Genomic DNA, 25229 nt, shown 5'->3' with positions numbered 1-25229 from the left:
GCACGCCGCGCGCTCGCGCGGATGCCTGGGCCTAAGAGTAGCCGTCGGCGTCGTGGGCGTCGCTCGGCAGCCCGACTCCTTGACGCACCAGTCGGCGCCGGATAAGGGCGGCCGTCTCGGCGGCGTGCGGGAGCACCGAGGCGAGGCCCGTGCCCGCGATCCAGGTGCCGGTCACGGCGACTCCCTCGATCGGGAGGAGCGCCTCGCGGAACGCCTCCAGGTGCGCGCGGCGGCCGAGCGCCGCGGCGGGCCGGACGTTGGCCCAGCGCACCCGGGCGGAGTCGACGAGCGACGCCGGATCGAGGGCGAGTCCGAGCAGCGTCGAGGCGTCGAGCAGGGCGATCGCCGCCGCCTCGGCATCGGTGCGCCCCTCGAGCGGCGGGCGCTCGCCCGGGCGCCCGTAGGAGAGGCGCAGCACGTGGCGCCCGGGAGGGAGGGAGGCGGCCAGCCAGTCCCACTTCGCGGTCGCGTGCGTGATCGCCTTGGCCGTGACGTCGGTGGCGGTGGGCGCCACGAGCACACCGGAGCCGCGGGGGGCTGCGTCCAGGCGGGCGTCGTCGAGGACGAGGGTCACCAGCTCGACGGAGTCGTGGGGCGCCTCGTCGGCGCGCTCCGCGACGGCGGGGGCGAGGCCGGCCAGCAGCGCCCGGGCGTCGCGCTCCGGCGTCGAGACGATCACCGCTCGGGCGCTCAGAGTGCCGTCGGCGAGGGTCAGGACGAAGTCCCCGTCGGAGCCCTCGAGCCGCTGCACGGAGGCGCCGGTGCGGATCTCGCCGGAGAGGTAGTCGATCCGCTGGACCAGCGCGGCGACCAGGCGGTGCATCCCGCCCTCGAGCCCGCGGACCGCGACTCCGGCCGGGAGGTTCGCGCGGAGGGCGGCCACTGCCCGGGCGAGGGAGCCCGCGCGGGTGAGCGCGCCGTTCAGTCCGGGTGCGGCGAGGTCGACGTCGATGTCGTCCGGCCGGCTCGAGTAGACGCCGGAGACGACCGGCGCGACCAGGTCCTCGAGCACGCGCTCGCCCATCCGGGTGCGCACCAGCTCGGCGAGGGAGTGGGCGCGGCCGATGCGCAGCACCGGCATCAGGGTGTCGAGCCAGGCGCGCCAGGCGCCGCGGCGGCCGATTGCCCGCACGACGTCGGGGGCGAGCGGCGTGCCGGGGATGCCGAGGATGCCGGCCCGGGGCGACGGCACGGAGCGGCCGCCCGAGAGGTGCAGCCACGAGCCGTGCGTCCGCGGCTCGACGATCGACTCGGCGAGCGGGACGCCGTCGAGGGTCAGCGCGGCGAGCGCCCGCTCGACGTGGCCGCCCCGGGTGGCGAAGCTCTCGGCGCCCGCGTCGAGCAAAGCGCCGGCCAGCGCGAGCGGGGAGACCGAGCCCCCGACCCGCTCCCCCGCCTCGAGCACCACGACGCGCAGGCCGATGCGCAGGCACTCCGCGGCGGCGGCGAGCCCCGCCACTCCGCCGCCGACGACGGCGACGTCGTACGACGCCGCGTCGCGGGGGCGCTCCTCGCTCACGGCCGCCAGGCGTGCACGAACGCGACGAGGCGCGTGAGCACGTCGGGGTCGGTCTCGGGCGGTACGCCGTGGCCGAGGTTGAGCACGTGCGCGGGGGCGCTCAGGCCCCGGCGGAGCACGTCGTCGACGTGGGCCTCGAGGACCTCCCACGGCGCGGTCAGCAGCGCCGGGTCGACGTTGCCCTGCACCGGCACGAAGCCGCCGAGGCGGTGGTTGGCCTCGTCGAGCGGGATCCGGTAGTCGACGCCCACCACGTCGGCGCCGATGCCGTGCATCGCTCCGAGCAGCTCGCCGGTGCCGACGCCGAAGTGCACGATCGGGACGTTGCGGCGCGTCTCCCCGTGGTCGAACGCCAGGTCGCGCACGTGGACGAGGGCGCGCGCGGAGGCGGGAGCGACGTGGGTCGTGTAGTCCGAGAGCGAGAGCGCCCCGGCCCAGGAGTCGAAGAGCTGCGCGGCGCTGGCCCCGGCGAGCACCTGCGCGCGGAGGAAGCGGCCGGTGACCTCGGCGGTCCACTCCATCAGCTGGGCCCAGGCGGCGGGGTCGGCGTGCATCATCGTCCGCGCGCGCAGGTGGTCCTTGGACGGGCCGCCCTCCACCAGGTAGGCGGCCAGGGTGAAGGGAGCGCCGGCGAAGCCGATGAGCGGGGTGTCGCCGAGGCCCGCGACGGTGCGGCGCACGCCCTCGCGGATGGGCTCGAGTGTCTCGTCGAGCACGGACGGGTCGATCGAGGCGAGCTCGGCGACGTCGGCGGCCGTGCGCACCGGCTTCTCGAGCACCGGACCGCGCCCGGGGACGATGTCGACGCCGACGCCCGCGAGCCGCAGCGGGATCACGATGTCGCTGAAGAAGATGGCCGCGTCCACTCCGTGGCGCCGCACCGGCTGCAGGGTGATCTCGCTCGCCAGCGCCGGGTCGAGGCAGGCGTCGAGCATCTTCGTGTCGGTGCGCAGGGCCCGGTACTCCGGGAGGCTGCGGCCGGCCTGGCGCATGAACCAGACGGGCGTCCTCTCGCCCCGCTCGGAGCGGTAGGCGCGCAGGAGCAGCGAGTCGGCCGTGCGGCCGGCGGAGAGGGGGTGCAGCGGATCGAGCAGGCCGTCGGTGGGGGAGGTCACCGCGGCATTATTCCAGGCGCATCCGTGCATTCCTCCCCAGTCCGGGACCCCGCCCCGCAGAGCGCGGGTAGACTGACGTGGTGCTTCTGTGTCTGACGGCGTCGCACAAGAACGCCAGCTTCGATCTCCTCGAGAAGCTCTCCGTCGACTCCTCCGCCGTGACCGCGGCCCTCTCCGAGGGGATCGACTTCGTCTCCGGAGCCGTCGTCGTCGCGACCTGCAACCGCTTCGAGGCCTACCTCGACATCGAGGAGCCGCTGACCGCCGCGCAGGCCGTCGCCGTCGAGGCCGCCACCGCCGCCGTCAGCGCCGCGACCGGCGTCGAGCAGGACGAGCTGCGCGGGAGCGTCGACGTCGTCTCGGGCGACCGGGTGGCCGAGCACCTCTTCGCCGTCTCCAGCGGGCTCGAGTCCGTCGTGGTCGGCGAGGGCGAGATCGCGGGCCAGGTCCGCCGGTCCCTCGAGGAGGCGCGCCGCCTCGGCACCACCTCCTCCGAGCTCGAGCGGCTGTTCCAGCGCGCCTCGCAGACCTCGCGCGGCATCAAGAACCGCACCGGCCTCGGCAGCGCCGGCCGCTCGATCGTGCGCCTCGCGCTCGACCTGGCCGCGAGCCGCGTCACCGACTGGCGGGCCGCCCGCGTCCTCCTCGTCGGCACCGGCAGCTACGCGCGGGCGACCGTCGCGGCCCTGCGCGACCGCGGAGTGGTCGACATCGCCGTGCACTCCCCCTCCGGCCGCGCCGAGGGCTTCGCCGCCCGCCGCTCGCTCCGGCCCATCGCCGCCTCCGATCTCGCGCTCGAGGCGGTCTCGGCCGACATCGTCATCACCTGCACCACGACCCACGAGCCGGTGCTCGACGCCGCCCTGCTCGCCGCCGGGCGCCTCCAGGGCTTCTCCCGCGAGCGCCAGCTCGTGATCGACCTGGGCCTGCCGCGCAACGTCGCCTCCGACGTCACCTCGGTCGCCGGCGTCGAGCTCCTCGACCTCGAGACGATCAGCCTGCACGCACCTCTCGACGTGCTCGACGCGTCGCAGCAGGCGCGCGCGCTCGTCGACAAGGCGGCCCGGAAGTTCTCGGACGTCGCCGACGAGAAGAGCCTCACTCCGGCCGTCGTCGCCCTGCGCGCCCACGTGTTCGACGCGCTCGACGCCGAGATCGAGCGGGCCCGCTCGCGCGGCGACGAGGACGGCCGCACCGAGCAGGCGCTCCGCCACCTCGCCGGCGTCCTGCTGCACACTCCGAGCGTCCGCGCCCGCGACTACGCGCGCGCCGGAGCCCAGGGGGCCTACCTCACCGGGCTCGAGGCGCTCTTCGGCATCGAGGTCCCGGCCGAGCCCGCCGCCGCCGCCCGCCCCGACGCGGACGCCGCCACCGCGTGAGCCTCCGGCTCCCCTTCGACGCGGAGCCGCTGCGCTCCGCGCCGCTGCTCACCGAGCGCCTGCTCCTGCGTCCCCTCGGACCGGAGGACGCCGAGGACCACGCGCGCTACCAGGGCGACGCCGACGCCGTCCGGTTCCTCCGCTGGCCGGTGCGCACCCCCGAGGAGTCGCGGGCGCACCTGCAGCGCCGCCTCCCCTCGACACGGCTCGCCGCCGACGGCGACGCGGCCGTGCTGGCGATCGTCCCCCGGGAGGGCGTCCTCGCCGGGAGGATGATCGGCGACCTCACGCTCATCGCGACGTCCGTCGAGCAGGAGGCGGTCGAGATCGGCTGGGTGCTGCACCCGGAGGCGCAGGGGCGCGGCTACGCGACCGAGGCCGCCCGGGCGCTGCTCGACCTCGCGTTCGACACCCTCGGCGCCCACCGCGTGATCGCGCAGCTCGACGCTCGGAACACCGCCTCCGCCCGCCTCTGCGAGCGCCTCGGGATGCGCCTCGAGGCGCACCACCGGGAGGACGAGTTCTGCAAGGGCGAGTGGACCTCGACCCTCGTCTTCGCCTTGCTCGCCCGCGAGCGCTGACCGCAGGGCCGGCTGGTCCGCGCCCTCCGGGACGCCGCCGACCCGTCCGGTCGGCGGAGTCCCGGGAGGAGCGTCAGGCCCCGCGGAGCCCGGTGAAGAGGTACGACTCGAGCTGCTCGAGCGGGATGCGCTCCTGCTTCATCGTGTCGCGGTCGCGGACGGTCACGGCGTCGTCCTCGAGCGAGTCGAAGTCGACGGTCACGCAGTACGGGGTGCCGATCTCGTCCTGGCGGCGGTAGCGGCGGCCGATCGCTCCGGAGTCGTCGAAGTCGACGTTCCAGAGCTGGCGCAGCTGGTCGGCGACGCGGCGCGCGAGCGGCGAGAGGGCCTCATTGCGCGAGAGCGGCAGCACGGCCACCTTCACCGGCGCCAGGCGCGGGTCGAGGTGCAGCACGGTCCGCGTCTCGACCTTGCCCTTGGCGTTCGGCGGCAGCTCCTGCTCCTCGTAGGCGTCGACGAGGAACGCCATGAGCGCGCGGGTGAGGCCGAACGACGGCTCGATCACGAACGGCACGTAGCGCTCGTTCTTGTTCTGGTCGAAGAACGAGAGGTCCTTGCCCGAGTGCTCGATGTGCGTCTTGAGGTCGTAGTCGGTGCGGTTCGCGACTCCCATCAGCTCGCCCCACTCGCCCGAGGCGAAGCTGAAGCGGTACTCGATGTCGACGGTGCGCTTGGAGTAGTGGGAGAGCTTGTCCTTCGGGTGCTCGTACTGCCGGATGTTCTCGGGGTTCATCCCGAGCCCGACGAACCAGTCCCAGGCGAGCTGCATCCAGGTCTCCTGCCACTCCTCGTCCGTGCCGGGCTCGACGAAGAACTCGAGCTCCATCTGCTCGAACTCGCGGGTGCGGAAGATGAAGTTGCCGGGGGTGATCTCGTTGCGGAACGCCTTGCCGATCTGGCCGATGCCGAAGGGCGGCTTGCGACGGGCGCTCTGCAGCACGTTCGCGAAGTTGGTGAAGATGCCCTGGGCGGTCTCGGGACGCAGGTAGTGCAGACCCGACTCGTCGTCGACGACGCCGAGGTAGGTCTTCATCAGGCCCGAGAACTGCTTGATCTCGGTCCACTGGCCGACCTTGTCGGGGTGCTCCGGGTCGGGGATGTCGGCGAGGCCGTTCACGGGCGGGTGGCCGTTGACCTCCTCGTACTTCTCGAAGAGGTGGTCGGCGCGGTAGCGCTTGTGGGTGATCAGCGACTCGGTCAGCGGGTCCGAGAAGACGCCGACGTGTCCCGAGGCGTGCCAGATCGCCGTGGGCAGGATGACCGCGGAGTCCAGGCCGACGACGTCGCCCCGGCCCTGCACGAAGGTCTTCCACCACTGGCGCTTGATGTTCTCCTTGAACTCCACGCCGAGCGGCCCGTAGTCCCACGCGGAGCGGGTGCCCCCGTAGATCTCACCCGAGGGGAAGACGAATCCCCTGTGCTGCGCGAGGGTGATGACTTTGTCGAGGGTGGTGGGTTCTGCCACGGGTTGCTCCTCAGCTGTTCGGGCGCACGGGGCCCCGGCGCGCGCCGGCTGCGCGCGTCCTTCTGGTGTGCCCCCATGGTAGCCGCGGGGGCGCCGCGACGGTCCGCCCGCGGCGGGCATGATGAGCGGATGAGCACCCTCCCTCCGATCGTCGTGTCCGCCGTCGCCGTCCTCCGCGACCGGCGCGTCCTGATGGTCACGGCGCGGGGCCGCGACGTCCTCTACCTCCCCGGCGGCAAGGTCGACGAGGGCGAGAGCGGGATCGAGGCGGCGGCCCGCGAGGCCCGCGAGGAGCTCGGCGCCGTCGCGCTCGGCCTCGAGCCCCTGTTCACCGTCCGCACCCAGGCGCACGGCGAGCCGGAGGGGCGGGAGGTCCACATGAGCGTCTTCGCCGCCGAGCTCGACCGGGAGGCGCGCCCGAGCGGCGAGATCGACTCGCTGCACTGGGTCGACGGCTCCGATGCGGGCCGCTGCCCGCCCGCCGGGGTCGAGACCCTCCGGCTGCTGCGCGGTCTCGATCTCGTCGACTGACCCTCCGGCTCCGGGCCGACCGCGGGGCGGCTAGCCTCGTGGCGTGGAGACGAGACGGCGTGCACGGGACCGGTCGAGCGCGGAGGAGCCGGATCGGCTCGAGCCGGTGCGGCTGGAGGCGGCCGTGCCCATCCTGCGGATCTTCTCGGTCGCCAAGGCGGGCGAGTTCTACGTCGACTACCTCGGCTTCGAGGTGGACTGGGAGCACCGCGCCGCGCTCGACGCCCCCCTCTACCTGCAGGTGTCGCGCTCGGGGCTGCGCCTGCACCTCAGCGAGCACCACCGCGACGGCAGTCCCGGCGCCGCGGTGCACGTCGCCCTCCGCGGTGTCCGCGAGCTGCACGCCGAGCTCGACGCGAAGGCGTACCCCTACCTCAACCCGCGGATCACCCGCACGCCGTTCGGCTTCGCGCTCGACGTGATCGATCCGTTCGGCAACCAGCTGCGCTTCGCGGAGCCGGCCCCGGTGCCGCGCCTGCCCTGATCGGTGCGCGTGCGGGTGCTTGTACAACCTGAGCGCCGACTGATCAACCGTTCACCGGCCGTCCATGCACTTCGGAGTCCCATCCTTTAGCGTGGCTCCGATGGCTTCACGGGGGACGATCGAGCGGCCGGACACGGCCCGGGCAACGGGACGGCAGCGCCGACCGCGGCTCCGCTTCATGGAGGCCGCACCGCTGGCGACGGGCCTGCTGGGCTCGATCGCGATCCTCCTCGGCTCGCTCGGCGTGGGCTACCTGCCCGCCGGCTCGCCCATCCGCGACTGGCCTCTCGTCGCCTCGATCCGCGCCACGGGCTGGCTCACCGAGTCCAGCGGCGCCCTCGTCGTGGGCGGCGGGATGCTGCTGCTGATCGCGTGGCTCCGCCTGCGCACGGTCGCGCTCGCGGCGGGCCCCGGCTCCGTCCGCACCATCGTGGTGGCGGCCCTCGCCTGGACCGCTCCGCTCCTCGTGACGGTGCCGCTGTTCAGCCACGACATGTTCTCCTACGTGGCGCAGGGTCGCCTGATGACCCAGGGCATCGACCCCTACACCCACGGCGTCGCGACGCTCCCGGGCTGGTTCGACCTCGGCGTCGACCCGCTCTGGGCCGACACGCCCACGCCCTACGGGCCCCTCTACCTCCTGATCGAGCGCACCGCCGTGCAGTTCGCGGGCTACGGCGCACCGGAGCTCTCGATCGCGATGCTCCGCGCCGTGTCGGTCGCGGGCGTGGCCGTCATGGCCGTCTACGCGCTCCGCCTGGCGCGCCTGCGCGGCCTCTCGGTCCCGCTCACCGCCTGGACGATCGTCGCCAACCCGCTGACCCTCGTGCTCTTCGTCGTCGCCGGCCACAACGACTCCGTGATGCTGGCGCTCATCCTCGCGTCGCTCTACTACGCCCAGACCGACCGGCGCATCGCCGCCGTCGTGCTGATGGCCGGAGCGATCGCGATCAAGCCGATCGCCGTGATCGCGCTCCCCGTGCTCGCGCTCCTGTGGCTGCGCCACGACGCGACGTGGCGTGAGCGCACCCGCGGCTGGCTCTGGACGGGCGCCGGAGCGCTCGGCCTCGTGGTCGCCGTCGGGCTGCTCGCGGGCGTCGGGGTCGGCTGGGTCGCGGCGATGGTCGTGCCCGGCTCGATCCTGCACTGGTACGCGCCGATGTCGTTCGTCACGGTCTCGGTCTCCCGCGCCGTCGAGTTCACCGGTCACGACCCCGCCGCGGCGATCGCCGTGGTCAAGATCCTCGCGCTCGGGCTCGCCGGCCTGATCGCTGCGCGCCTCATGCTGTCGCGGCGCTCCATCGATCCGCTCGCCCGCCTGTCCGGCGCGCTGCTCGCGTTCGTGACGGCGTCGACCGCCATCCACCCCTGGTACGCCCTCTGGATCCTGCCGATCGCCGCGCTCGCGCGCCCGTGGAGCCGCTCCCACGTGCACCTGGCGGTCTACGCGTCGATCTTCCTCATGTGCGTCACGCTCGCCGAGCCGATCGACGGCGGAGGCGGCATGATGGACCAGATCCCGGCGCGGGTCGCGACGATCGCCGCGATCGCCGTGGTCGGGATGTACGTCCTCCTCGGCTACACGGACGAGGAGCGGGTCGAGGGTCTGCCCCTGGTGCGCGCGCTGCCGTTCGGCTCCGTGATCCTCGCCCGCCTCAGCGGCGGCCGCCTGGTCGACGCCCGGATGGCCGCCACTCGCCTGCGCGACTAGCCGGGGCCGCGGCTCAGGAGTCGGACTCGTCGCTCCGACGGCGCGTGCGGCGGTCGAGCGCGGCCTGCGCCGTCTCGGCGGCCGAGTCCGGGGAGCCGACCGGCCCGGTGGGACCGGCGAGGGTGCTCGAGAGCGACGACAGCCAGCCGGAGTCGTCGCGGCCGGCGTTCAGCGCATCCGAGAAGAGGGGGAGGTCGCTGCGGGCGGCGTGGATCGCGTAGGACTCGCGGGAGAACCCGTTGTCGGGGACGACGGGCGTCCTGCGGGACGCGCGCGTGGAGTCCGGGGCCTGCTCCTGTCGAGCAGCGTTCGACACCTGCTCCTGGGTGGACTGCTCCTGGGCGGCCTGCTCCCGGCGGGCGTCGCGCTCGTCGCGCGGGGTGCTGCTGTCGTGGTCCACGGCGGTCCTCCTGCTCTCCGCCCCGAGCGGAGGGGCAGGCGCCGCGATGACGGGGCGGCGCCCGGTCAGGCTACCCCTCGTTCAGGGTGTGGCGTCGTCGGCGGCCCCTGATCGTGTCGCGGGGCGCCAGACGACCAGCTCGGTCCGGCGCTGCGCGCGCGTGCCGTGGCGCAGAGTGACCACGTCCCCCTCGAGTCCGGCGGCGAACACGCGGCGGCCCGGCCGGTTCAGGAGCTCGTCGGCGAGGGCCGCCTCCAGCTCGCGCACCCGCTGCGAGAGCGACTGCACCTGGTTCTCGAGCTGCAGGATGCGCGCGATGCCCTCGAGAGAGACGCCCTCGGAGGAGAGCCGGGCGACCTCGCGCAGCTGCACCACGTCGCGCATCGAGTAGCGGCGCGACTTGCCCGCGGTGCGGGTCGGGCTCACGAGCCCGAGCCGGTCGTACTGCCGCAGGGTCTGCGGGTGCATCCCCGCCAGCTCGGCGGCGACGGCGATCGCGAAGACGGGCGTGTTCTCGTCCATGTCTCCTCCTCCGACCGGTCGCGCCGATCCGGTGCTAGTAGCGGGCCTTCTCCAGGATGTCCTCGCGCGGGTCCTCGTCCGGCTCGGCGGCGGCGTAGGCCTCGAGGGCCTCACGGGCGGCGGCGGACAGGTGGCTCGGGACGGCGACCTGCAGGACGGCGAGCAGGTCGCCCGTGCCCTTGGGAGTCGTGACGCCGCGGCCCTTGACGCGCAGGACGCGGCCGCTCGGGGTGCCTGCGGCGACCCGGAGCTTGACGGGCTCGCCGCCGAGGGTCGGCACCTCGATCGTCGCGCCGAAGACCGCCTCGACGAAGGTCACGGGGACCGTCACGCGCAGGTTCAGCCCGTCGCGCTCGAACACCGGATGCTTGCGGACCGAGACAGTGAGCACCAGGTCGCCGGGATCACCGCCGTCCGGGCTGGGGCGGCCCTTGCCGCGGACGCGGATCTTCTGGTCGTCGGCCACGCCGGCCGGGATGCGCACCGAGAGGGTGCGCCCGTCGCCGGTCTGCAGCTGGACGGTGTCACCCCGGGTCGCGGTGCGGAAGTCGATGGTGGTGCTGGCGGTGACGTCGGCGCCCTTCTGCGGGCCGCCGAAGCCGCGGTAGCCGCCGCTGGGCTGGCCGAAACGGCTGCCTCCGCCGCCGAACATGCCGCCGAGGATGTCCTCGAAGCCGGGCGGCGGGCCCTGCTGGGTGCTGTAGGAGGTGCGCCCGCCCTGGCCGAACATGCCGCCGAAGACGTCGTCGAACCCTCCGGGCTGGCCGCCCGCGGTGAAGCGCGCTCCGCCGCCCATGGCGCGGATCTGGTCGTACTCCTTGCGCTGCTCGGCGTCCGAGAGCACGGTGTACGCCTCGCTGATCTCCTTGAAGCGCGCCTCGGCCTTCGCATCCCCCGGGTTGGAGTCGGGGTGGAACTGGCGGGCGAGCTTGCGGTAGGTCTTCTTCAGGTCCGCGGCGGAGACGTCCTTGGACACGCCGAGGACCTTGTAGAAGTCCTTGTCGAACCAATCCTGGCTGGCCATGTGCCTCTTCCTGTGTCGAATGCGGCGAGGGACCCCGCCCCGGTCCGGCAGCGTGCTGCCGAGCGGGGCGGGGTCCTCCGCGGTGGTGGTGCCGGTGGCGGGGTCAGTCGGCGGGGACTGCCACGACCACCTTGGCGGCCCGCAGCAGCGAGCCTCCGAGGTAGTAGCCCGCCTCGACGACGTCCGCGACCGTGGAGGTCTCGGCGCCGGGGGTGGGCTGCTGGAAGATCGCCTCGTGGATGTTCGGGTCGAACAGGTCGCCCACGGCGCCGGTCTTCACCAGGCCGAGCTTCTCCACTCCGCCGCGCAGCTTCTGCGCGATGGCCGTGAAGGGCCCGCCCTCGGCGAGGTCGCCGTGCTTCTCGGCGCGGTCGAGGTCGTCGAGCACGGGGAGAATGACCTTCACCGCGTCGCCGATCGCCCGCTCCTTGTCGACCTGGCGGTTCGCCTCGGTGCGCTTGCGGTAGTTCGCGTACTCGGCGGTCACCCGCTGGAGGTCGGCGAGGTGCTCGGCCGCGAGCGTCTCGGCGCTGGACTGTCCCGACAGGAACGAGAGGTCGGCGTCCGAGAGGCTGGTCTCGACGTCGGGCCCCTCGGCCTCGATGAGGCCCTCCTGGTCCTGGGCGTCCTGCGCCGCCTCGGCTCCCGCCTCGCCGCCGGTGACCGGCTGCTCCTCGGGGAGGTCCTGGGGCTCGTTCTCGGCTGCCATGGCTACTTCGTGTCCTTCGGCTCGTCCTCGTCGATGACCTCGGCGTCGACGATGTCCTCGTCGTCCTTCTTGTCACCGTCGGCCGGAGCGTCCGCGGGGGCGCTCTGCGCGGCCTGGTCCTGGGAGTAGATCGCCTGGCCGATCTTGGTCTGCGAGGCGTTGAGGGCGTCGAACGCGGTCTTGACGGCCGCGTCGTCGTCGCCGGCGAGCGCGGTCTTCAGCGCGTCGACGTCTCCCTGCACCTCGGACTTGACGTCCTCGGGCAGCTTGTCCTCGTTGTCCTTGATCAGCTTGTCGATCGAGTACGCCAGGGTCTCGGCGTTGTTGCGGATCTCGGCGGCCTCGCGGCGGGCCTTGTCCTCGGCGGCGTGCTCCTCGGCCTCGCGGACCATGCGGTCGATGTCGTCCTTGGGCAGCGACGAGCCGCCCGTGATCGTCATCGACTGCTCCTTGCCGGTGCCCTTGTCCTTCGCGGACACGTGGACGATGCCGTTGGCGTCGATGTCGAAGGTGACCTCGACCTGCGGGATGCCGCGCGGGGCCGGCGCGATGCCGGTCAGCTCGAACGTGCCCAGGTTCTTGTTGTCGCGGGTGAACTCGCGCTCGCCCTGGAAGACCTGGATCGCGACGGACGGCTGGTTGTCGTCGGCCGTGGTGAAGGTCTCGGACCTCTTGGTCGGGATCGCGGTGTTGCGCTCGATGAGCTTGGTCATGATCCCGCCCTTGGTCTCGATGCCCAGCGAGAGCGGGGTCACGTCGATCAGGAGGACGTCCTTGCGCTCGCCCTTGAGGACGCCGGCCTGCAGCGCGGCGCCGACGGCGACGACCTCGTCCGGGTTGACGCCCTTGTTGGGCTCCTTGCCGCCGGTGAGCTTCTTGACGAGCTCGGCCACGGCCGGCATGCGGGTCGAGCCGCCGACGAGGACCACGTGAGCGATGTCCTCGACCTTGACGCCCGCCTCGGCGATGACGTCGGTGAAGGGCTTGCGGGTGCGCTCGATCAGGTCGCTGGTGAGCTCCTCGAACTTGGCGCGGGTGAGCGTCTCGTCGAGGTTCGCCGGGCCGTTCTCGGTGAGCGAGAGGTAGGGCAGCTGGATGCTGGTCGAGGTGCTCGAGGAGAGCTCCTTCTTCGCCTGCTCCGCGGCCTCCTTGAGGCGCTGGCGAGCGATCTTGTCCTTCGAGACGTCGACGCCGGTCGAGTCCTTGAAGCGCTTGACCAGGTGGTCGACGACGCGCTGGTCCCAGTCGTCGCCGCCGAGGCGGTTGTCGCCCGAGGTCGCGCGGACCTGGATGGTCGAGAAGTCGTCGTCCTTGCCCACCTCGAGGAGGGAGACGTCGAACGTTCCGCCGCCGAGGTCGAAGACGAGGATGAGCTCGTCCTCCTTGCCCTTGTCGAGGCCGTAGGCCAGCGCGGCCGCGGTGGGCTCGTTGATGATGCGCAGGACGTTGAGTCCGGCGATCTCGCCGGCGTCCTTGGTCGCCTGGCGCTCGGCGTCGTTGAAGTAGGCCGGGACGGTGATGACCGCGTCGGTCACCTTGTCGCCCAGGTACTGCTCCGCGTCGCGCTTGAGCTTGCCCAGGATGCGGGCCGAGATCTCCTGCGGGGTGTACTTCTTGTCCTCGACGCCGAAGGTCCAGTCGGTGCCCATGTGGCGCTTGACCGACGCGATGGTGCGGTCGACGTTGGTGACGGCCTGGCGCTTCGCGGTCTCGCCGACGAGCACCTCCCCGTCCTTGGTGAACGCCACGACGGACGGCGTGGTGCGGAAGCCCTCGGCGTTGGCGATGACGGTGGGCTCGCCTCCCTCGAGGACGGCCACGACAGAGTTGGTGGTTCCCAGGTCGATGCCTACGGCACGGGACATATGCGTTGTTCTCCTTCGCGATCGGCGTCGCGCGGGCGGCTGCCGGTCAGTTGACGGGTGGTGCGGAATCCTCTGCGGGGGTTGAGCCCCGCACGCTCAAGTTTACGCATCCGTCGTCTCGCGTCAAGTCCGGAGGCGAGAAGTTGAGTCGCATCGGCTCAACTCTCGGACTCACGGGTCCCGCCGCTTCCGGCCGTTCACCTCCTCCCCCTACGGTGGGCCCATGACGACGCGCACCGGCCGCTGGCCCGTCCTCGCCTGGGGCCTGTGGGACTGGGGCGGATCGGCCTTCAACGCGGTGGTGACCACCTTCGTCTTCACCGTCTACCTGACCACCGACGGGCTCTTCGGCACTTCGAGCGGAGTCTCGGCCGCGCTCGGCTGGTCCCTCGCCGCCGCCGGCGTGGTCGTCGCCGTCATCGCGCCGATCACCGGCCGCCGGGCCGACCTCGGCGGGCGCCGCCGACTCTGGCTGGGGATCCACTCCGCCGTCGTCGTCCTCTGCATCCTGCTGATGTTCCTCGTGCGCCCCGACCCGGCCCTCCTCTGGCTGGGACTCGGACTGCTCGCGGTCGGCACGGTCTTCTTCGAGTTCGCGAGCGTCAACTACAACGCGATGCTCCTCCAGGTCTCGACCCGGGCGACCATCGGCCGCGTCTCCGGCTTCGGGTGGGGCATGGGCTACGTCGGCGGGATCGTCCTGCTGCTGATCGTGTACTTCGGCTTCATCTCGCCCGAGGTCGGGCTCTTCGGAGTGACGGGGGACGACGGCCTCGACGTGCGCGTCTCGATCCTGGTCGCCGGCGTGTGGTTCGCCGTCTTCGCCCTCCCTGTGCTGGTCGCGGTGCCGGAGACGCCGGCGCGCGCGAGCCGGGCGGAGCGCGTCGGCGTGATCGCCTCCTACCGCGCGCTCTTCGCGCAGGTCGCCGCCCTCTGGCGCGAGAGCCGCAGCACCGTGGCCTTCCTCATCGCCAGCGCGGTGTTCCGCGACGGGCTCACCGGGGTCTTCACCTTCGGCGGCGTGCTGGCGCAGGGCACCTTCGGCTTCGACGCCGGCGAGGTGATCCTCTTCGCCATCGCCGCGAACGTCGTGGCCGGAGTGGCGACCATCTCGGTCGGCGCGCTCGACGACCGCATCGGCCCCAAGGCCGTGATCGTCGCCTCGCTCATCGGCCTGGTCGTCTGCGGCACCGCCGTCTTCGTCCTGCACGACGGGGGGAGCACGGTGTTCTGGATCTTCGGCCTGCTGCTGTGCCTGTTCGTCGGCCCGGCGCAGTCGGCGAGCCGCAGCTACCTGGCCCGCCTCATCCCGGAGGGACGCGAGGGCGAGATCTTCGGCCTCTACGCGACCACCGGGCGGGCGGCCTCGTTCCTCGCGCCCGCCGCCTTCGCCGCCGCCGTCTCGATCGCCGCGGCCGTCTCGGGCAGCGGCGAGGCGAACGTGCAGTACTGGGGCATCCTCGGGCTCGTCCTCGTCCTCGCCGTGGGGCTGGTGCTGCTCCTGCCGGTGCGCCGCCCGCCGGCCACCGCCCCCGTCGTGCCGGAGCCGCGGCTCGCGCCGCCCGCCCGCCGGGACTGACGAGGCCCGTCCCGCGGGAGACGCGGGCGAGGCCCCTCCCCGCGCGCCGCCGGCCGCGGATCAGACCGTGGCGATCCAGAACACGATCAGCAGGAGCGTGACGAGGAAGCCGGTCAGGAAGTTCAGCGCGAGGAAGCGCTTCCAGCCCGCATTCGCCCGCTCCGCCTCGGCGTCCTCGAGCGACCGGTACGGCCAGATGCTCACCGCGTACGGCACCGCGAGGATCGCCGCGAGGGTCCCCGGCCAGGGCAGCAGGAGCAGGAGCAGGCCGCTCGCGACGTAGGCGGCGATGGCGAAGCGCGTGGTCGCCTTCGCTCCGATCACGGTCGCGATCGAGCCGATGCCGCCCGCGCGGTCGGCCAGGATGTCCTGCACCGCGCCGAAGGCGTGGCTCGCGATCCCCCAGAGGAAGAACGCCACGAGCAACGCCACCAGAGGTCCGGTGACCACGGTGCCCGCGAGGGCGATCCCGAAGACGGCCGGGCTGACGAAGTGGGTCGCCGAGGTCAGCGAGTCGACGAACGGACGCTCCTTGAAGCGGAGCCCCGGCGCACTGTAGGCGATCACCGCGAAGACGCTGATCGCGAGGACCAGCCACGAGACCGGGGATCCGAGCAGCACGAGCGCCACCAGGAACGGCACGTTCGTGGCCACCGCCGCGATCAGCGTCGCGCGGTGCTCGCTCCGGTCGAGCACGGCGCCCTCGACGCCGCCCTTGCGGGGGTTCCGCAGGTCGGACTCGTAGTCGAAGACGTCGTTGATCCCGTACATCGCGAGGTTGTAGGGGATGAGGAAGTAGGTCGTGCCGAGCACGAAGGCGAGGTCGATCTCGCGGGTGGTCAGCAGGTACGCCGCCGCGAACGGGTAGGCGGTGTTGACCCAGCTCAGCGGGCGGCTCGAGACGAACAGCGCGCGCAGCCGGTTCACGGCTCGCTCCGACGACGCGAGGGCAGGAGCACCCAGAGCGCCGGGAGGGCGAGGGCCGCGGCGATCGCGTAGGCGAAGTCCTCGATCGGAGCGACACCGATCCGGATGCCCGAGATCAGGTCGTCGTCGTAGGCGACCAGCAGGCCCACTCCGATCATGATGTTGTCGAACACGGCGGTCATCACCAGCAGCACGGCGAGGGTGCCGAGGACGGCGGGCAGGCGCAGGACGCGTCGGCGCAGCGCGAGCAGCACCAGCACCAGCACCACCGCGAGGAACACGGCGTTGAGGAGGAGGTAGGTCACGCGCGCGCCTCCGCCCGCCGGGCGACCCGCTGCGAGAGGAAGCCGTGCACGTCCATCGTCAGGTAGCAGAGCAGGGTGAGGAAGAGGACCTCCTCGACCGGGAGCTCCGGCGCGATCTGCAGGCCGGTCATGTAGGAGGTCTCTCCGCGGAAGAAGACGCCCAGGCCGATCCCCACGAGGTCCCAGACCAGGAAGAACGCGACTCCCACGGGCAGCACGATCGCCGCGCGTCGCGCGTCCGCCCAGAAGAACAGCCGGAAGCGGCGGTCGAACACGATCATCCCGGTGATCGAGACGAGGAGCGCGAGCAGGTAGAGGATCCCCACGCCTACTCCCCCACGGCGACGGGCGCGACCGGAGCGGACGGCGCCTCCCGCACGGGCAGCGGCTCGGTCGACACGTCGCCGCGCACGCGCTTGAGCATGACCTCGGCGCTGATGATGCACATCGGCAGGCCGATGCCGGGGATCGTGGAGCTGCCGGCGAAGAGCAGTCCGTCGACGTGCCTGCTGACGTTCCCGGCGCGGAAGAAGGCGCTCTGCGAGAGGACGTGGGCCGGTCCGAGCATCGAGCCGCGCCAGGCGCCGAGGTCGCTCTCGAAGTCGGCCGGGCCGATGGTGCGGCGGACGACGATCCGCTCGGCCAGGTCGGTCGCGCCGGTCCAGGACGCGAGCTGCGCGATGGCCTGGTCGGCGATGGCCTCGACGCGCGCGTCGCCCGCGCCGTCGACTCCGCCGTGGCCGATCGAGGTGTCGGCCGGGATCGGCACGAGCACGAACAGGTTCTCGTGCCCCTCCGGAGCCGTGCTCGCGTCGGTCGCGCTCGGGCGGCAGACGTAGATCGACGCGGGATCGGGGACGGTCGGGTGCTCGCCGAAGATCTTGTCGAAGTTGTCGCGCCAGTCCTTCGTGAAGAGCAGGGTGTGGTGCTCGAGCTCGGGCAGCTCCCCGCGCACGCCCAGGAGGACGAGGACGGCGCTCGGGCCGGGCTCGCGGTTCTCCCAGTAGGCGGGCGGGTAGGTCCGCAGCTCCTCGGGGAGGAGCGACTGCTCGGTGGTGAAGAGGTCGGAGGCGTTGACGACCAGGTCGGCGGGGATCCGCTCCGTGCCGTCGGGGCCCGTGAACTCGACTCCGACGACCTCGGCGCCGCGGCGTCGGCCGCGGGGCGAGCGGGTGGTGAGGATCCGGGTCGCGGGCGAGGACGTGCGGACGGTGACGCCGGCCTCCTCGGCGACGTCGGCGACCGCCTCGATCAGCTTCGTGAATCCGCCCATCGGGTAGAGCACGCCGTCGGCGAGGTCGAGGTGGCTCATCAGGTGGTACATGCTCGGCGCGGCGAACGGCGAGGAGCCGAGGAAGACGGCCGGGTAGCCGAGGATTTGGCGCAGCCGGTTGTCGGTGACCGCCGTCGCCGCGAACGTGTCGAGCGGAGTGAGCAGCAGGCGGCCGAGCCTCCCGGTCCGGCTGAGCACGTCGCGGCGCAGCAGCGGGAGGAAGGACGAGAAGCTCGTGTAGAGGAAGCGGCGCTTGGCCATCTCGTAGGTGTCGCGCGCGGAGTCGAGGTATGCGCGCATCCGCTCGCCCGCTCCGGGCTCGATGCTCTCGAAGAGCGCGAGGTTCGACTCGAGGTCGGCGAGCACGTCGATCGGCTCGTCGACGCCCTCGCTGTAGACCCGGTAGCCGGGGTCGAGCGTGACGAGGTCGAGGCGCTCCTCGGCGCTGGTGCCCATGAGGCGGAAGAAGTGGTCGAACACCTCGGGCATCAGGTACCAGGAGGGACCGGTGTCGAAGCGGAAGCCCTCGTGCTCCCACGAGCCGGCGCGGCCGCCGACGGCCTCGCGCGCCTCCAGGAGGGTCACGTCGTAGCCGTCGCGCGCGAGCAGCGCGGCGGAGGCGAGTCCGCCGATCCCCCCGCCGATGACGACGGCGCGGTGCGGGCCGGTCCTCGAGCGGGTCGCGCGGACGGGGCCTGGGCCCAGGCGCGGGCCGAGCGTCGACACGGCCGCCTTCGCCGCGAGCGCCGCCTTGGCGGCCGTGGGCACGCTGACGCGGGCGCGGAGGAGCTCCTCGGCGGGCGTCGCGCGGATCCGGTCGGCCAGGGCGGCGAAGAGGGAGTGGGCCAGCAGGACCGCGCGCCGACTCGAGCGCGGGAGCTCGGCCACGATGGCTGCGGCCTCGGCGAGGTCGTCGTCGAGGTCGGCGAGCAGCGAGGCCTTGTCGCGCTCGGAGAACGCCCACGGGTCGACTCCGGGGAAGTAGCTGCGGCCGAGGCCGTCGACGTCGGCGGCGAGATCGCGGAGGAAGTTGACCTTCTGGAACGCGGCGCCCAGGCGGCGCGCTCCGGCCACGAGCCGCTCGCGGGCGGTCTCGGAGACGAGCCCCGCGTCCGGCGCCGCGAGGAACACGTGCAGGCACATCAGCCCGACGACCTCGGCGGAGCCGTAGACGTAGGCCTCGAAGGACTCGGGGGTGTGCTCGGTCTCGCGGAGGTCGGCGCGCATCGACGCGAAGAACGGCCGGGTGAGCTCGGTGCCGAATCCGGTCGCCCGCGCGGTCCGCGCGAAGGCGTGGATCACGAGGTTGGAGCTGTAGCCGGAGGCGAGCGCGCGCTCGGTCTCTGCCTCGAAGGCGTCGAGGGACTCCTCCACCGCGGCCCGGTCGAGACGGGCCTCCTCGGCGACGCCGTCGACGATCTCGTCGGCGACGCGCACGAGGGCGTAGACGTCCTCCACCCGCTCGCGGACGCCCGGGGCGAGCAGGCGCGTGGCCAGCCCGAAGGAGGTGGAGTAGCGGCGGATCACCTGCGCGGACGACTCGTGCGCGACGCGGTCGTACAGTTCGCTCTGGCGGCTCATCGTGCCACCGTACGGGGGCTCGGCCGGGCGGAGCGCATCGTCGCGCGCATCCGCGCGTGGCGGATAGCGCTCATCGGGTGCGCCCGACCACGCTGGCCACGAGCGGGCGGACCTCGTTGCGGAAGGCCTCCGACACCGCGGGCGTCTCCAGAGCCGCCCAGGCGCGATCGGCGAACTGGTTCGCGAGCCCCTCGGCGTAGCTGCGGGCGCCGCACTCCTCGAGGATGCCGCGCACCTTCTCCGCGGTCTCGGGCGCGAGGTGCTCGTCGCCGATCAGCGCCTCGATGTCGGGCCAGCAGTCGGTGCCGGCCGCGTGGGCGATGAGGACGGTGCGCTTGCCCTCGCGGAGGTCGCCCAGCGTGGTCTTGCCGGTCTGCCCCTCCGAGCCGAAGACCCCGAGCAGGTCGTCGACGATCTGGTAGGCGATGCCGATCCAGCGGCCGAACTCGCCGAGGGCGTCCACCGCGGCGTCCGAGGCCCCGGCGAGGATCGCTCCGGCCTGCAGCGGCGCCTCGAACGAGTAGACGGCCGTCTTGAGGCGCTCCATCTCGAGCACCTCGTCGACCGAGGGCATGCCCGGCATGAGGGAGAAGTCCACATCGGCCAGCTCACCCGCGGCGGAGGCGAAGACGGCCTCGTCGAGCAGGGTGAGCAGGCGGGCCCGCACGCCGTCGGAGGCGCCGACGCCCTCGACGAGGCGGTGGGCGCCGGTGAGGGCGAGGTCCCCGGCGATCACGGCCACCGAGGTGCCCCGGTGCTCGGCGATCGGGATGGAGAGGCCCGCGGTCGTCGCCTCGTCGCGGTAGCTGCCCGAGACGTTCGGGCCGCCGCGGCGCACGAAGTCGCGGTCGATCACGTCGTCGTGCACGATCAGCGCGGTGTGCAGCAGCTCGAACGCCGCGCCGAGATGGGCGGCGGCCTCCGGATCCTGGCCGCCGTGGGCCTCGTACGCGGAGATCACCATCAGCGGGCGGAAGCGCTTGCCGCCGCGGGTGTTGGCCTCCAGCGTCTGCCAGAGGGTCAGGTAGCGGGGTCCGAGACGCACCGCCCGGGACCTCGCCAACGAGAAGAACCTGTCCAGGACGGCATCGACGTGCTCCTGCCTCAACCGGGACAGAACCACGGGGTCGCGCGTATCCACGTGGGAAGGCTAACAAAGGGGAGAACCAGGACGATAAGCCGGCTGATGTGTTGCGGCGTGCTTGACTTGCGGGTATGACTTCGCCAGCCGCCACTGTGCAGACGGACCGGATCGAGCAGGTGGTCCTCCTCGACGAGGCAGGGAACGCCGTGGGGGTCGCCGACAAGGCGACCGTGCACGACACGGCCACTCCCCTGCACCTCGCGTTCTCCTGCCACGTCTTCTCCCCGGACGGCGCGCTTCTGGTGACCCGCCGCGCACTCGAGAAGCGCACCTGGCCGGGCGTCTGGACCAACTCCTTCTGCGGGCACCCCGCCCCGGGCGAGCGGATCGAGGACGCCGTCGTCCGCCGGGCCGAGCGCGAGCTCGGCGCCCGGCTGGCCACGCTGGAGGTCGCCCTGCCGGACTTCCGCTACCGCGCGGTCGACGCGTCCGGCGTCGTCGAGAACGAGATCTGCCCCGTCTACACGGCGACGCTGTCGAGCCGCGACGCCCTCGATCCGCGCCTCGACGAGGTCATGGACTACGAGTGGGTCGACGCCGAGGCGACGCTCGCCGCCGTCCGCTCGACCCCCTGGGCGTTCTCCCCCTGGCTCGTGCTGCAGCTCCCCCGCCTGCTGGGCTGACCCCCGCGCCCTGATCCCTGCGCCGGAGTCAGTCGGTGTAGACGTCCGTGCGGTGGAAGTTGAGCGCCGAGCGCGACGCGGTCGGACCGCGCTGGCCCTGGTACCGCGAGCTGTACTCCGCCGAGCCGTAGGGCTTCTCGGCGGGCGAGCTGAGGCGGAAGAAGCACATCTGGCCGATCTTCATCCCCGGCCAGAGCGTGATGGGGAGCGTCGCGACGTTGCTGAGCTCGAGGGTGACGTGGCCGGTGAAGCCCGGATCGATGAATCCGGCGGTCGAGTGGGTCAGCAGCCCGAGCCGTCCGAGAGAGCTCTTGCCCTCGAGGCGCGCCGCGATGTCGTCCGGCAGCGACACCTCCTCGTAGGTCGAGCCGAGCACGAACTCTCCCGGGTGGAGGATGAACGGCTCGCCCTGCGGCGTCTGGACCAGGCGGGTCAGCTCGGGCTGGTCCTCGGCCGGATCGATGTACGGGTAGCGGTGGTTGTCGAACAGCCGGAAGAAGCGGTCGAGGCGCACATCGACGGACGACGGCTGCAGCATCGACGGATCGTGCGGGGCGAGCCCCACGCGGCCGGAGGCGAGTTCGAGCGAGATGTCGCGGTCGGAGAGGAGCACGCTGCGATCCTAGGGCGTGGCGCGACCCGGGGCATGGGCCGGCTCCGGGCCTTGCTACGATGTCCTGGTGCGCCCGAGCGGCGCCGCGCGAGTGTAGTTCAATGGTAGAACTTCTGCTTCCCAAGCAGATGGCGCGGGTTCGATTCCCGTCACTCGCTCTCCTCCCCCCCCCCTCGTCTGCGGCCGGTCCTCCGGCCCGACGCGAGCGGCTCCTCCTCCGGCGCTGCAGCGGCGTCCGTCAGCGCAGCGGCGTCCGGCAGCCCCGCGGTGTCCGTCAGCCCAGCAGCGGCAGCCGCCCGACGATCCTGTCGATCCGGTTCCTCGGCCCCACCAGGCTGACCGCGAGGTACTGCAGCTCGTCGGAGCCGCTCGCCGCCACCGCCTCCCGGTACTCGTCGTACACCCGGGTGGCCTGCGCCGACGCGGGCATGTCGGCGACGAACGTCCCGTCGTGCGCCTCGGCCTTCGCGCGGATCGCGAGCAGGGTCGCCGCGTCGGCGGCGAGGACCGTGCAGCCGGCCCACGGCAGACCGGGATGCAGCGATCCGGACGCGTCGGCGGGGCTCGGTCCGAGCAGTCCCGCGACGTGCGCGGCCGTCGCGGCGCCCACGCAGATCGCGGCGTTCACGGCGCGGCCGGCGGGGAGGGACTCGTCGACGACGACCACCCACTTGAGGCGGGCCGAGCGGGTGGGCGCGGCGGTGTCGATCTCGTCGGGGTGGAAGCCGACGGCGTCGGGGGCGGGGATGGTCATGCTGCTCCTCGGTTCGTGCGCAGCGACGTTACGAACAGTAGGCAGGAGGGCTCCCCTTCGGCAGGATCTCCGTATGAACGACCAGCAGAACGGCCCAGGAGCGGCACTCGACGAACTCGACGTCCGGATCCTGCAGGTCCTGCAGTCGGATGCACGGATCACGAACCGTGACCTCGCAGCCGCCGTGCACGTCTCGCCGACCACCGCCCTCGACCGCACGAGGAGCCTCCGGCGCCGCGGCGTGATCACCGGCGCGACGCTCACTCTCGACTTCGCGGCCCTCGGGCGCGGCGTGCAGGCGCTGATCGCGGTCCGCATCCGTCCGCCGTCGCGCGAGATCATCGAGGCCTTCCGCGACTGGGTCGCCGGCCTCGACGAGACGGTCGGCGTGTTCGTCACCTCCGGCTCGGAGGACTTCATCATCCATGTCGCCGTCCGCGACAACCAGGACCTCTACGCCTTCGTCATCGACGAGCTGACGCAGCGCCGCGAGGTCGCCGACGTGCGCACCTCGGTCGTCTACGAGCACCTGCGCGAGCAGGTCGTCCTGCCGCTGAAGCCGCACGGCCGCGCGGAGCGGTGAGGCGCCCGCGCGGCGTTTCGACGCGACACGCCGGGCGGATCCGCGGCAGCGCGCGGGATCGCGGGACGCAGAGGGCAGGGTGGAGGGGTGACAGAGCTCGTCCAGATCCCGTCGCCGGGCGTCGCCCTCGAGTACGGGCACCCCGGCCGGCCCGTGGTGGTCGTGCTGCACGACGTGTTCGGGCGCCTGCCGTGGCTGGAGCCGTTCGCCGAGGCCGTGGCGAAGCACGGCTACCACGTGCTCGTGCCCGACCTCTACGACGGCTGGGCCACGCTCGCCCCGGAGGACGCGCGCGACCTCGCCGCGATGGCCGCGCAGGACCGCACCCTCGCCGCCGTCGCCGAGGCGGTCGGCACCGGAGTCGCGGCCGGGGCGCCGCGCAGCGCCGTCATCGGCTTCGGCTTCGGCGGCCGCCTCGGGCTGCTCGCCGCGGGCACCGGGCTCGTGGACGCGGTGGTCGCGTACTACGCCACCCTCGGTGGGGAGGAGCACGTGCTGGTCCCGTGCCCCACCCTCCTGCACTACGCGCAGAGCGACGAGTGGCCCGCGGGCGACGACCCGGAGTCGTTCGTCGGGCGGCTGAAGGAGTCGGGGACGCCGGTCACGGCGCACACCTACCCGGACACGCAGCGGCACTTCGCGAACGGCAACCTGCGCGACGCGGTCAGCCCCGCCTCCGCGGCGCTCGCCTACGCGCGGACGCTCTCGTTCCTCAATCCCCAGCTCATCGACACCTGAGCTCAGCCCTGCACGTCGTGCAGGTGGTGCTGGACGTCGTGCAGGTAGTAGCGGGCGATCGTGTCGACCGTGAACGCCGCGCCGTCGCTTCGGCGGCCTCGGCGCTGCCACTGGGCGCCGGCGACGGAGTCGAACACCTCGGCGATGCGCTCGGCCGCCTCGACCAGCTCGCGGCCGACCGTCGCGGGGTCCTGCTGGTCGTAGCGCTCCTCCACGGCGGTGACGTCCTGGTCCCAGTTGGGGTAGAGCGGGTCGTCGCCGGCGAGCATCAGCTGCACGCGGGTGCGGTAGATGCGGTGCACGTCGCGCACGTGCGCGGCGTACTCGAGCGGCGACCAGGTCTCGTCGTCGGGCCGGCCCGCCGCATCGTCGCGGTCGAGCACGTAGGGCCAGGCGGCGGCGTTCTCGCGGATGAGCTCGGCGACCTCGTCGGCGTCGACGAGCGAGGCGTCGAAACCGCACTCGAGGCAGGGGCGCTCGAGGACCCAGGTCCAGTCCTTGGTGTCGGGAGTGATCGGCATGGCACCAGAGTAGGGCGCCGCCGGATCAGCAGCGCGTCGGGGTCCCCTGCACGGCGCCGCGCTCGCCGTCGGCCGTCCACGGGAGCTGGGGCAGGCCCTCGGCTCCCGCCGCGGCTCCCTGCTCGACCGCGATGGCGGCCAGGGTGCGGGCGACCGTCGCGGCGAAGTCCCCGCCGGGCGTCGAGCTGTTGATCGAGACGGCCACGGTCAGGCCCGAGACCGGGTCGGAGTACGCCGCGGTGACGAAGCCGGGCGCGAGGCCTGAGAAGCCGCGGAGGGGTCCCGCCTCGTGCCCGCCGAGCCCGGCGCGGAGGTAGTCGGCGCGGCCCTGGCCCTGGACGACCGGGTCCCGCCACATGGCGTCGTCCGCGGGATCGGCCGCGAGACCCGTCGCCAGCCGCCGGAGGTCCTCCAGATCGGTCAGTGCTCCGCCGGCGGCGCCGAGGGCGGACGGGGACGCGGCGGTGACGTCGAGGCGCACGTCGCAGCGCTTCTCCCCGGTCGCCGGGTCGAGCGTGACCGCATAGCCGCGGGGGGACGGAGCGGGCAGGTCGACCTCGGAGGCGCCGGGCAGCTCCGTGCTCCGCAGCCCGTACCGCGGCACCACGTACTGGTCGTAGAGCTCCCCGATGCTCCGACCGGTCACCTGCGCGGCGACGATGCCGGCGAGCAGCGGACCGGTGGCGGAGTCGGACCACGCCGCTCCGGGCTCGGCCGAGGCACCGCGCACCTGGGCCGCGGCGAGCAGCTCGAGCGTCGGCCACTGCCGCGGGGGGTTCTGGAGCACGGTCGGCCAGAGCGCCGAGCGGAAGTCGGCCAGGCCTGAGGTGTGCGCGCAGAGCTCGCGCAGGGTGAGCCCGTCGATGCCGGGCAGGGAGCGCAGCGTCTCGCCGACGTCGGCGTCGAGGTCGACCCGGCCGGAGTCGGCGAGGGCGAGGACCACGTCGCAGGTCATCGCCTCGGTGCCGCCGGTGCCGAGCCGCAGGTGCGCGTCGGTGGTGAGGGCGGTGGTGCGCTCGTCCGACTCCCAGCCGACCGCGCCCTCCCAGCTGCCGCCCCACGGCGACCAGACCCCGGCGACCGCTCCGGTCGCGCCGGCGACGCCGACCGTCTCGTCGAGGAACCCCGACAGGGCGGAGGCGAGCTCCTCCGACGCCGCCTGCGCGGGCGCCTCCGCCACGCGCGAGGCGCCGGCGGGCGTGCAGCCGGCCAGTGCGAGCACGAGGACCGGGACGACGAGCAGTCCCGTCCGCGTCCGTCTGCGAGATCCCATGCCGTGCGAC

At 72.9% G+C, this 25229-nt stretch carries 26 protein-coding genes and 1 tRNA gene; 10 read left to right on the top strand and 17 right to left on the bottom strand.

The annotated features are described in order from the left end of the window. Positions 1–31 precede the first annotated feature (31 nt). Together C5C44_RS05645 and hemE are read right to left on the bottom strand one after the other, a co-directional pair. Entirely contained in the window at positions 32–1519 is a 1488-nt protein-coding gene (locus tag C5C44_RS05645) for an NAD(P)/FAD-dependent oxidoreductase (protein ID WP_258063611.1), read from the bottom strand. Then, positions 1516–2664, bottom strand: a complete 1149-nt coding sequence (gene hemE / locus C5C44_RS05640) for a uroporphyrinogen decarboxylase (RefSeq protein ID WP_104255341.1) — start codon at positions 2662–2664, stop codon at positions 1516–1518. The genes C5C44_RS05645 and hemE overlap by 4 nt, the downstream gene beginning before the upstream one ends. Before the next feature lie 50 nt (positions 2665–2714). Here hemE and C5C44_RS05635 point away from each other — a divergent pair, with 50 nt between their 5' ends. Together C5C44_RS05635 and C5C44_RS05630 are read left to right on the top strand one after the other, a co-directional pair. Beyond that, positions 2715–4013 carry a glutamyl-tRNA reductase gene (locus C5C44_RS05635; protein ID WP_104335532.1) on the top strand — a complete coding sequence of 433 codons (1299 nt, stop codon included), beginning with the start codon at positions 2715–2717 and terminating at the stop codon, positions 4011–4013. Continuing rightward, positions 4010–4594 (top strand): GNAT family N-acetyltransferase, encoded by a 585-nt coding sequence (locus C5C44_RS05630; RefSeq protein ID WP_258062863.1) that lies wholly within the window; start codon positions 4010–4012, stop codon positions 4592–4594. The genes C5C44_RS05635 and C5C44_RS05630 overlap by 4 nt, the downstream gene beginning before the upstream one ends. Positions 4595–4667: 73 nt before the next feature. Here C5C44_RS05630 and C5C44_RS05625 read toward each other — a convergent pair whose 3' ends face one another. Then, the gene (locus C5C44_RS05625; RefSeq protein WP_104226140.1) at positions 4668–6059 is read right to left on the bottom strand and encodes a glycine--tRNA ligase; all 1392 of its coding nucleotides are present in this window, start codon (positions 6057–6059) and stop codon (positions 4668–4670) included. A 129-nt stretch (positions 6060–6188) separates the two neighbouring features. Here C5C44_RS05625 and C5C44_RS05620 point away from each other — a divergent pair, with 129 nt between their 5' ends. The 3 genes from C5C44_RS05620 (at position 6189) to mptB (ending at position 8785) form a co-directional block, all read left to right on the top strand. Beyond that, entirely contained in the window at positions 6189–6590 is a 402-nt protein-coding gene (locus C5C44_RS05620) for an NUDIX domain-containing protein (RefSeq protein WP_104222884.1), read from the top strand. 43 nt (positions 6591–6633) lie between these two features. Continuing rightward, entirely contained in the window at positions 6634–7074 is a 441-nt protein-coding gene (locus C5C44_RS05615; protein WP_208543318.1) for a glyoxalase superfamily protein, read from the top strand. A 100-nt stretch (positions 7075–7174) separates the two neighbouring features. Beyond that, entirely contained in the window at positions 7175–8785 is a 1611-nt protein-coding gene (gene mptB / locus C5C44_RS05610; protein ID WP_146084312.1) for a polyprenol phosphomannose-dependent alpha 1,6 mannosyltransferase MptB, read from the top strand. 13 nt (positions 8786–8798) lie between these two features. Here the strand turns inward: mptB and C5C44_RS05605 are convergent, their stop codons facing one another. The 5 genes from C5C44_RS05605 to dnaK all read right to left on the bottom strand — a co-directional run bounded on the left by C5C44_RS05605 (position 8799) and on the right by dnaK (position 13305). Then, a complete protein-coding gene (locus C5C44_RS05605) occupies positions 8799–9185 on the bottom strand; it encodes a hypothetical protein (protein ID WP_104287840.1) in 387 nt (128 codons plus the stop codon). 81 nt (positions 9186–9266) lie between these two features. Then, positions 9267–9707 (bottom strand): heat shock protein transcriptional repressor HspR, encoded by a 441-nt coding sequence (locus tag C5C44_RS05600; RefSeq protein ID WP_104335488.1) that lies wholly within the window; start codon positions 9705–9707, stop codon positions 9267–9269. 34 nt (positions 9708–9741) lie between these two features. Further along, the gene (locus C5C44_RS05595; RefSeq protein ID WP_104222888.1) at positions 9742–10731 is read right to left on the bottom strand and encodes a DnaJ C-terminal domain-containing protein; all 990 of its coding nucleotides are present in this window, start codon (positions 10729–10731) and stop codon (positions 9742–9744) included. Between the two features lie 103 nt (positions 10732–10834). Then, entirely contained in the window at positions 10835–11440 is a 606-nt protein-coding gene (locus tag C5C44_RS05590; protein ID WP_104237617.1) for a nucleotide exchange factor GrpE, read from the bottom strand. A gap of 2 nt (positions 11441–11442) precedes the next feature. Then, positions 11443–13305, bottom strand: a complete 1863-nt coding sequence (gene dnaK, locus C5C44_RS05585) for a molecular chaperone DnaK (protein WP_104222890.1) — start codon at positions 13303–13305, stop codon at positions 11443–11445. Between the two features lie 223 nt (positions 13306–13528). On the opposite strand from dnaK, the gene C5C44_RS05580 reads away from it, so the two are divergent. Beyond that, positions 13529–14884, top strand: a complete 1356-nt coding sequence (locus C5C44_RS05580; protein WP_104226134.1) for an MFS transporter — start codon at positions 13529–13531, stop codon at positions 14882–14884. A gap of 60 nt (positions 14885–14944) precedes the next feature. Here the strand turns inward: C5C44_RS05580 and C5C44_RS05575 are convergent, their stop codons facing one another. From C5C44_RS05575 to C5C44_RS05555, 5 genes are all read right to left on the bottom strand, one after another. Beyond that, positions 14945–15811 (bottom strand): prenyltransferase, encoded by an 867-nt coding sequence (locus C5C44_RS05575; RefSeq protein ID WP_104335487.1) that lies wholly within the window; start codon positions 15809–15811, stop codon positions 14945–14947. After that, a complete protein-coding gene (locus C5C44_RS05570; RefSeq protein ID WP_104335486.1) occupies positions 15808–16116 on the bottom strand; it encodes a lycopene cyclase domain-containing protein in 309 nt (102 codons plus the stop codon). The genes C5C44_RS05575 and C5C44_RS05570 overlap by 4 nt, the downstream gene beginning before the upstream one ends. Continuing rightward, positions 16113–16442 carry a lycopene cyclase domain-containing protein gene (locus C5C44_RS05565; protein ID WP_104335485.1) on the bottom strand — a complete coding sequence of 110 codons (330 nt, stop codon included), beginning with the start codon at positions 16440–16442 and terminating at the stop codon, positions 16113–16115. The genes C5C44_RS05570 and C5C44_RS05565 overlap by 4 nt, the downstream gene beginning before the upstream one ends. A 2-nt stretch (positions 16443–16444) precedes the next feature. Continuing rightward, complete coding sequence (crtI, locus tag C5C44_RS05560) at positions 16445–18970, bottom strand: phytoene desaturase family protein (protein WP_104335484.1); 2526 nt, start codon at positions 18968–18970, stop codon at positions 16445–16447. A gap of 70 nt (positions 18971–19040) precedes the next feature. After that, positions 19041–20015 carry a polyprenyl synthetase family protein gene (locus C5C44_RS05555; protein WP_244229492.1) on the bottom strand — a complete coding sequence of 325 codons (975 nt, stop codon included), beginning with the start codon at positions 20013–20015 and terminating at the stop codon, positions 19041–19043. Positions 20016–20185: 170 nt separating this feature from the next. Between C5C44_RS05555 and idi the strand changes: the two genes are divergently transcribed. Next, the gene (idi, locus tag C5C44_RS05550; protein WP_104222897.1) at positions 20186–20737 is read left to right on the top strand and encodes an isopentenyl-diphosphate Delta-isomerase; all 552 of its coding nucleotides are present in this window, start codon (positions 20186–20188) and stop codon (positions 20735–20737) included. A 28-nt stretch (positions 20738–20765) separates the two neighbouring features. Here idi and dcd read toward each other — a convergent pair whose 3' ends face one another. After that, positions 20766–21350 (bottom strand): dCTP deaminase, encoded by a 585-nt coding sequence (dcd, locus tag C5C44_RS05545; RefSeq protein ID WP_104335483.1) that lies wholly within the window; start codon positions 21348–21350, stop codon positions 20766–20768. Positions 21351–21437: 87 nt separating this feature from the next. Between dcd and C5C44_RS05540 the strand changes: the two genes are divergently transcribed. Continuing rightward, a tRNA-Gly gene (locus C5C44_RS05540) sits at positions 21438–21508 on the top strand. A gap of 116 nt (positions 21509–21624) precedes the next feature. Here the strand turns inward: C5C44_RS05540 and C5C44_RS05535 are convergent. Then, the gene (locus C5C44_RS05535; RefSeq protein WP_104222899.1) at positions 21625–22104 is read right to left on the bottom strand and encodes a DUF2000 domain-containing protein; all 480 of its coding nucleotides are present in this window, start codon (positions 22102–22104) and stop codon (positions 21625–21627) included. Positions 22105–22177: 73 nt separating this feature from the next. On the opposite strand from C5C44_RS05535, the gene C5C44_RS05530 reads away from it, so the two are divergent. Both C5C44_RS05530 and C5C44_RS05525 read left to right on the top strand, forming a co-directional pair. Beyond that, complete coding sequence (locus tag C5C44_RS05530) at positions 22178–22687, top strand: Lrp/AsnC family transcriptional regulator (RefSeq protein ID WP_104226130.1); 510 nt, start codon at positions 22178–22180, stop codon at positions 22685–22687. 87 nt (positions 22688–22774) lie between these two features. Continuing rightward, positions 22775–23425: a dienelactone hydrolase family protein gene (locus C5C44_RS05525; RefSeq protein ID WP_104233076.1), complete on the top strand. Its 651-nt coding sequence runs from the start codon at positions 22775–22777 to the stop codon at positions 23423–23425. 2 nt (positions 23426–23427) lie between these two features. Here C5C44_RS05525 and C5C44_RS05520 read toward each other — a convergent pair whose 3' ends face one another. Beyond that, on the bottom strand, positions 23428–23946 hold the full coding sequence (locus C5C44_RS05520) for a DinB family protein (protein WP_104222903.1): 519 nt from the start codon (positions 23944–23946) through the stop codon (positions 23428–23430). Positions 23947–23971: 25 nt separating this feature from the next. Next, positions 23972–25219 carry a serine hydrolase gene (locus C5C44_RS05515; RefSeq protein ID WP_104335482.1) on the bottom strand — a complete coding sequence of 416 codons (1248 nt, stop codon included), beginning with the start codon at positions 25217–25219 and terminating at the stop codon, positions 23972–23974. Positions 25220–25229 lie beyond the last annotated feature (10 nt).

Source organism: Rathayibacter sp. AY1F6, assembly GCF_002932035.1.
Classification (GTDB): domain Bacteria; phylum Actinomycetota; class Actinomycetes; order Actinomycetales; family Microbacteriaceae; genus Rathayibacter.
Note: the sequence above shows the minus strand (reverse complement) of the source record. Positions and strands in the feature narration are given on the sequence as shown.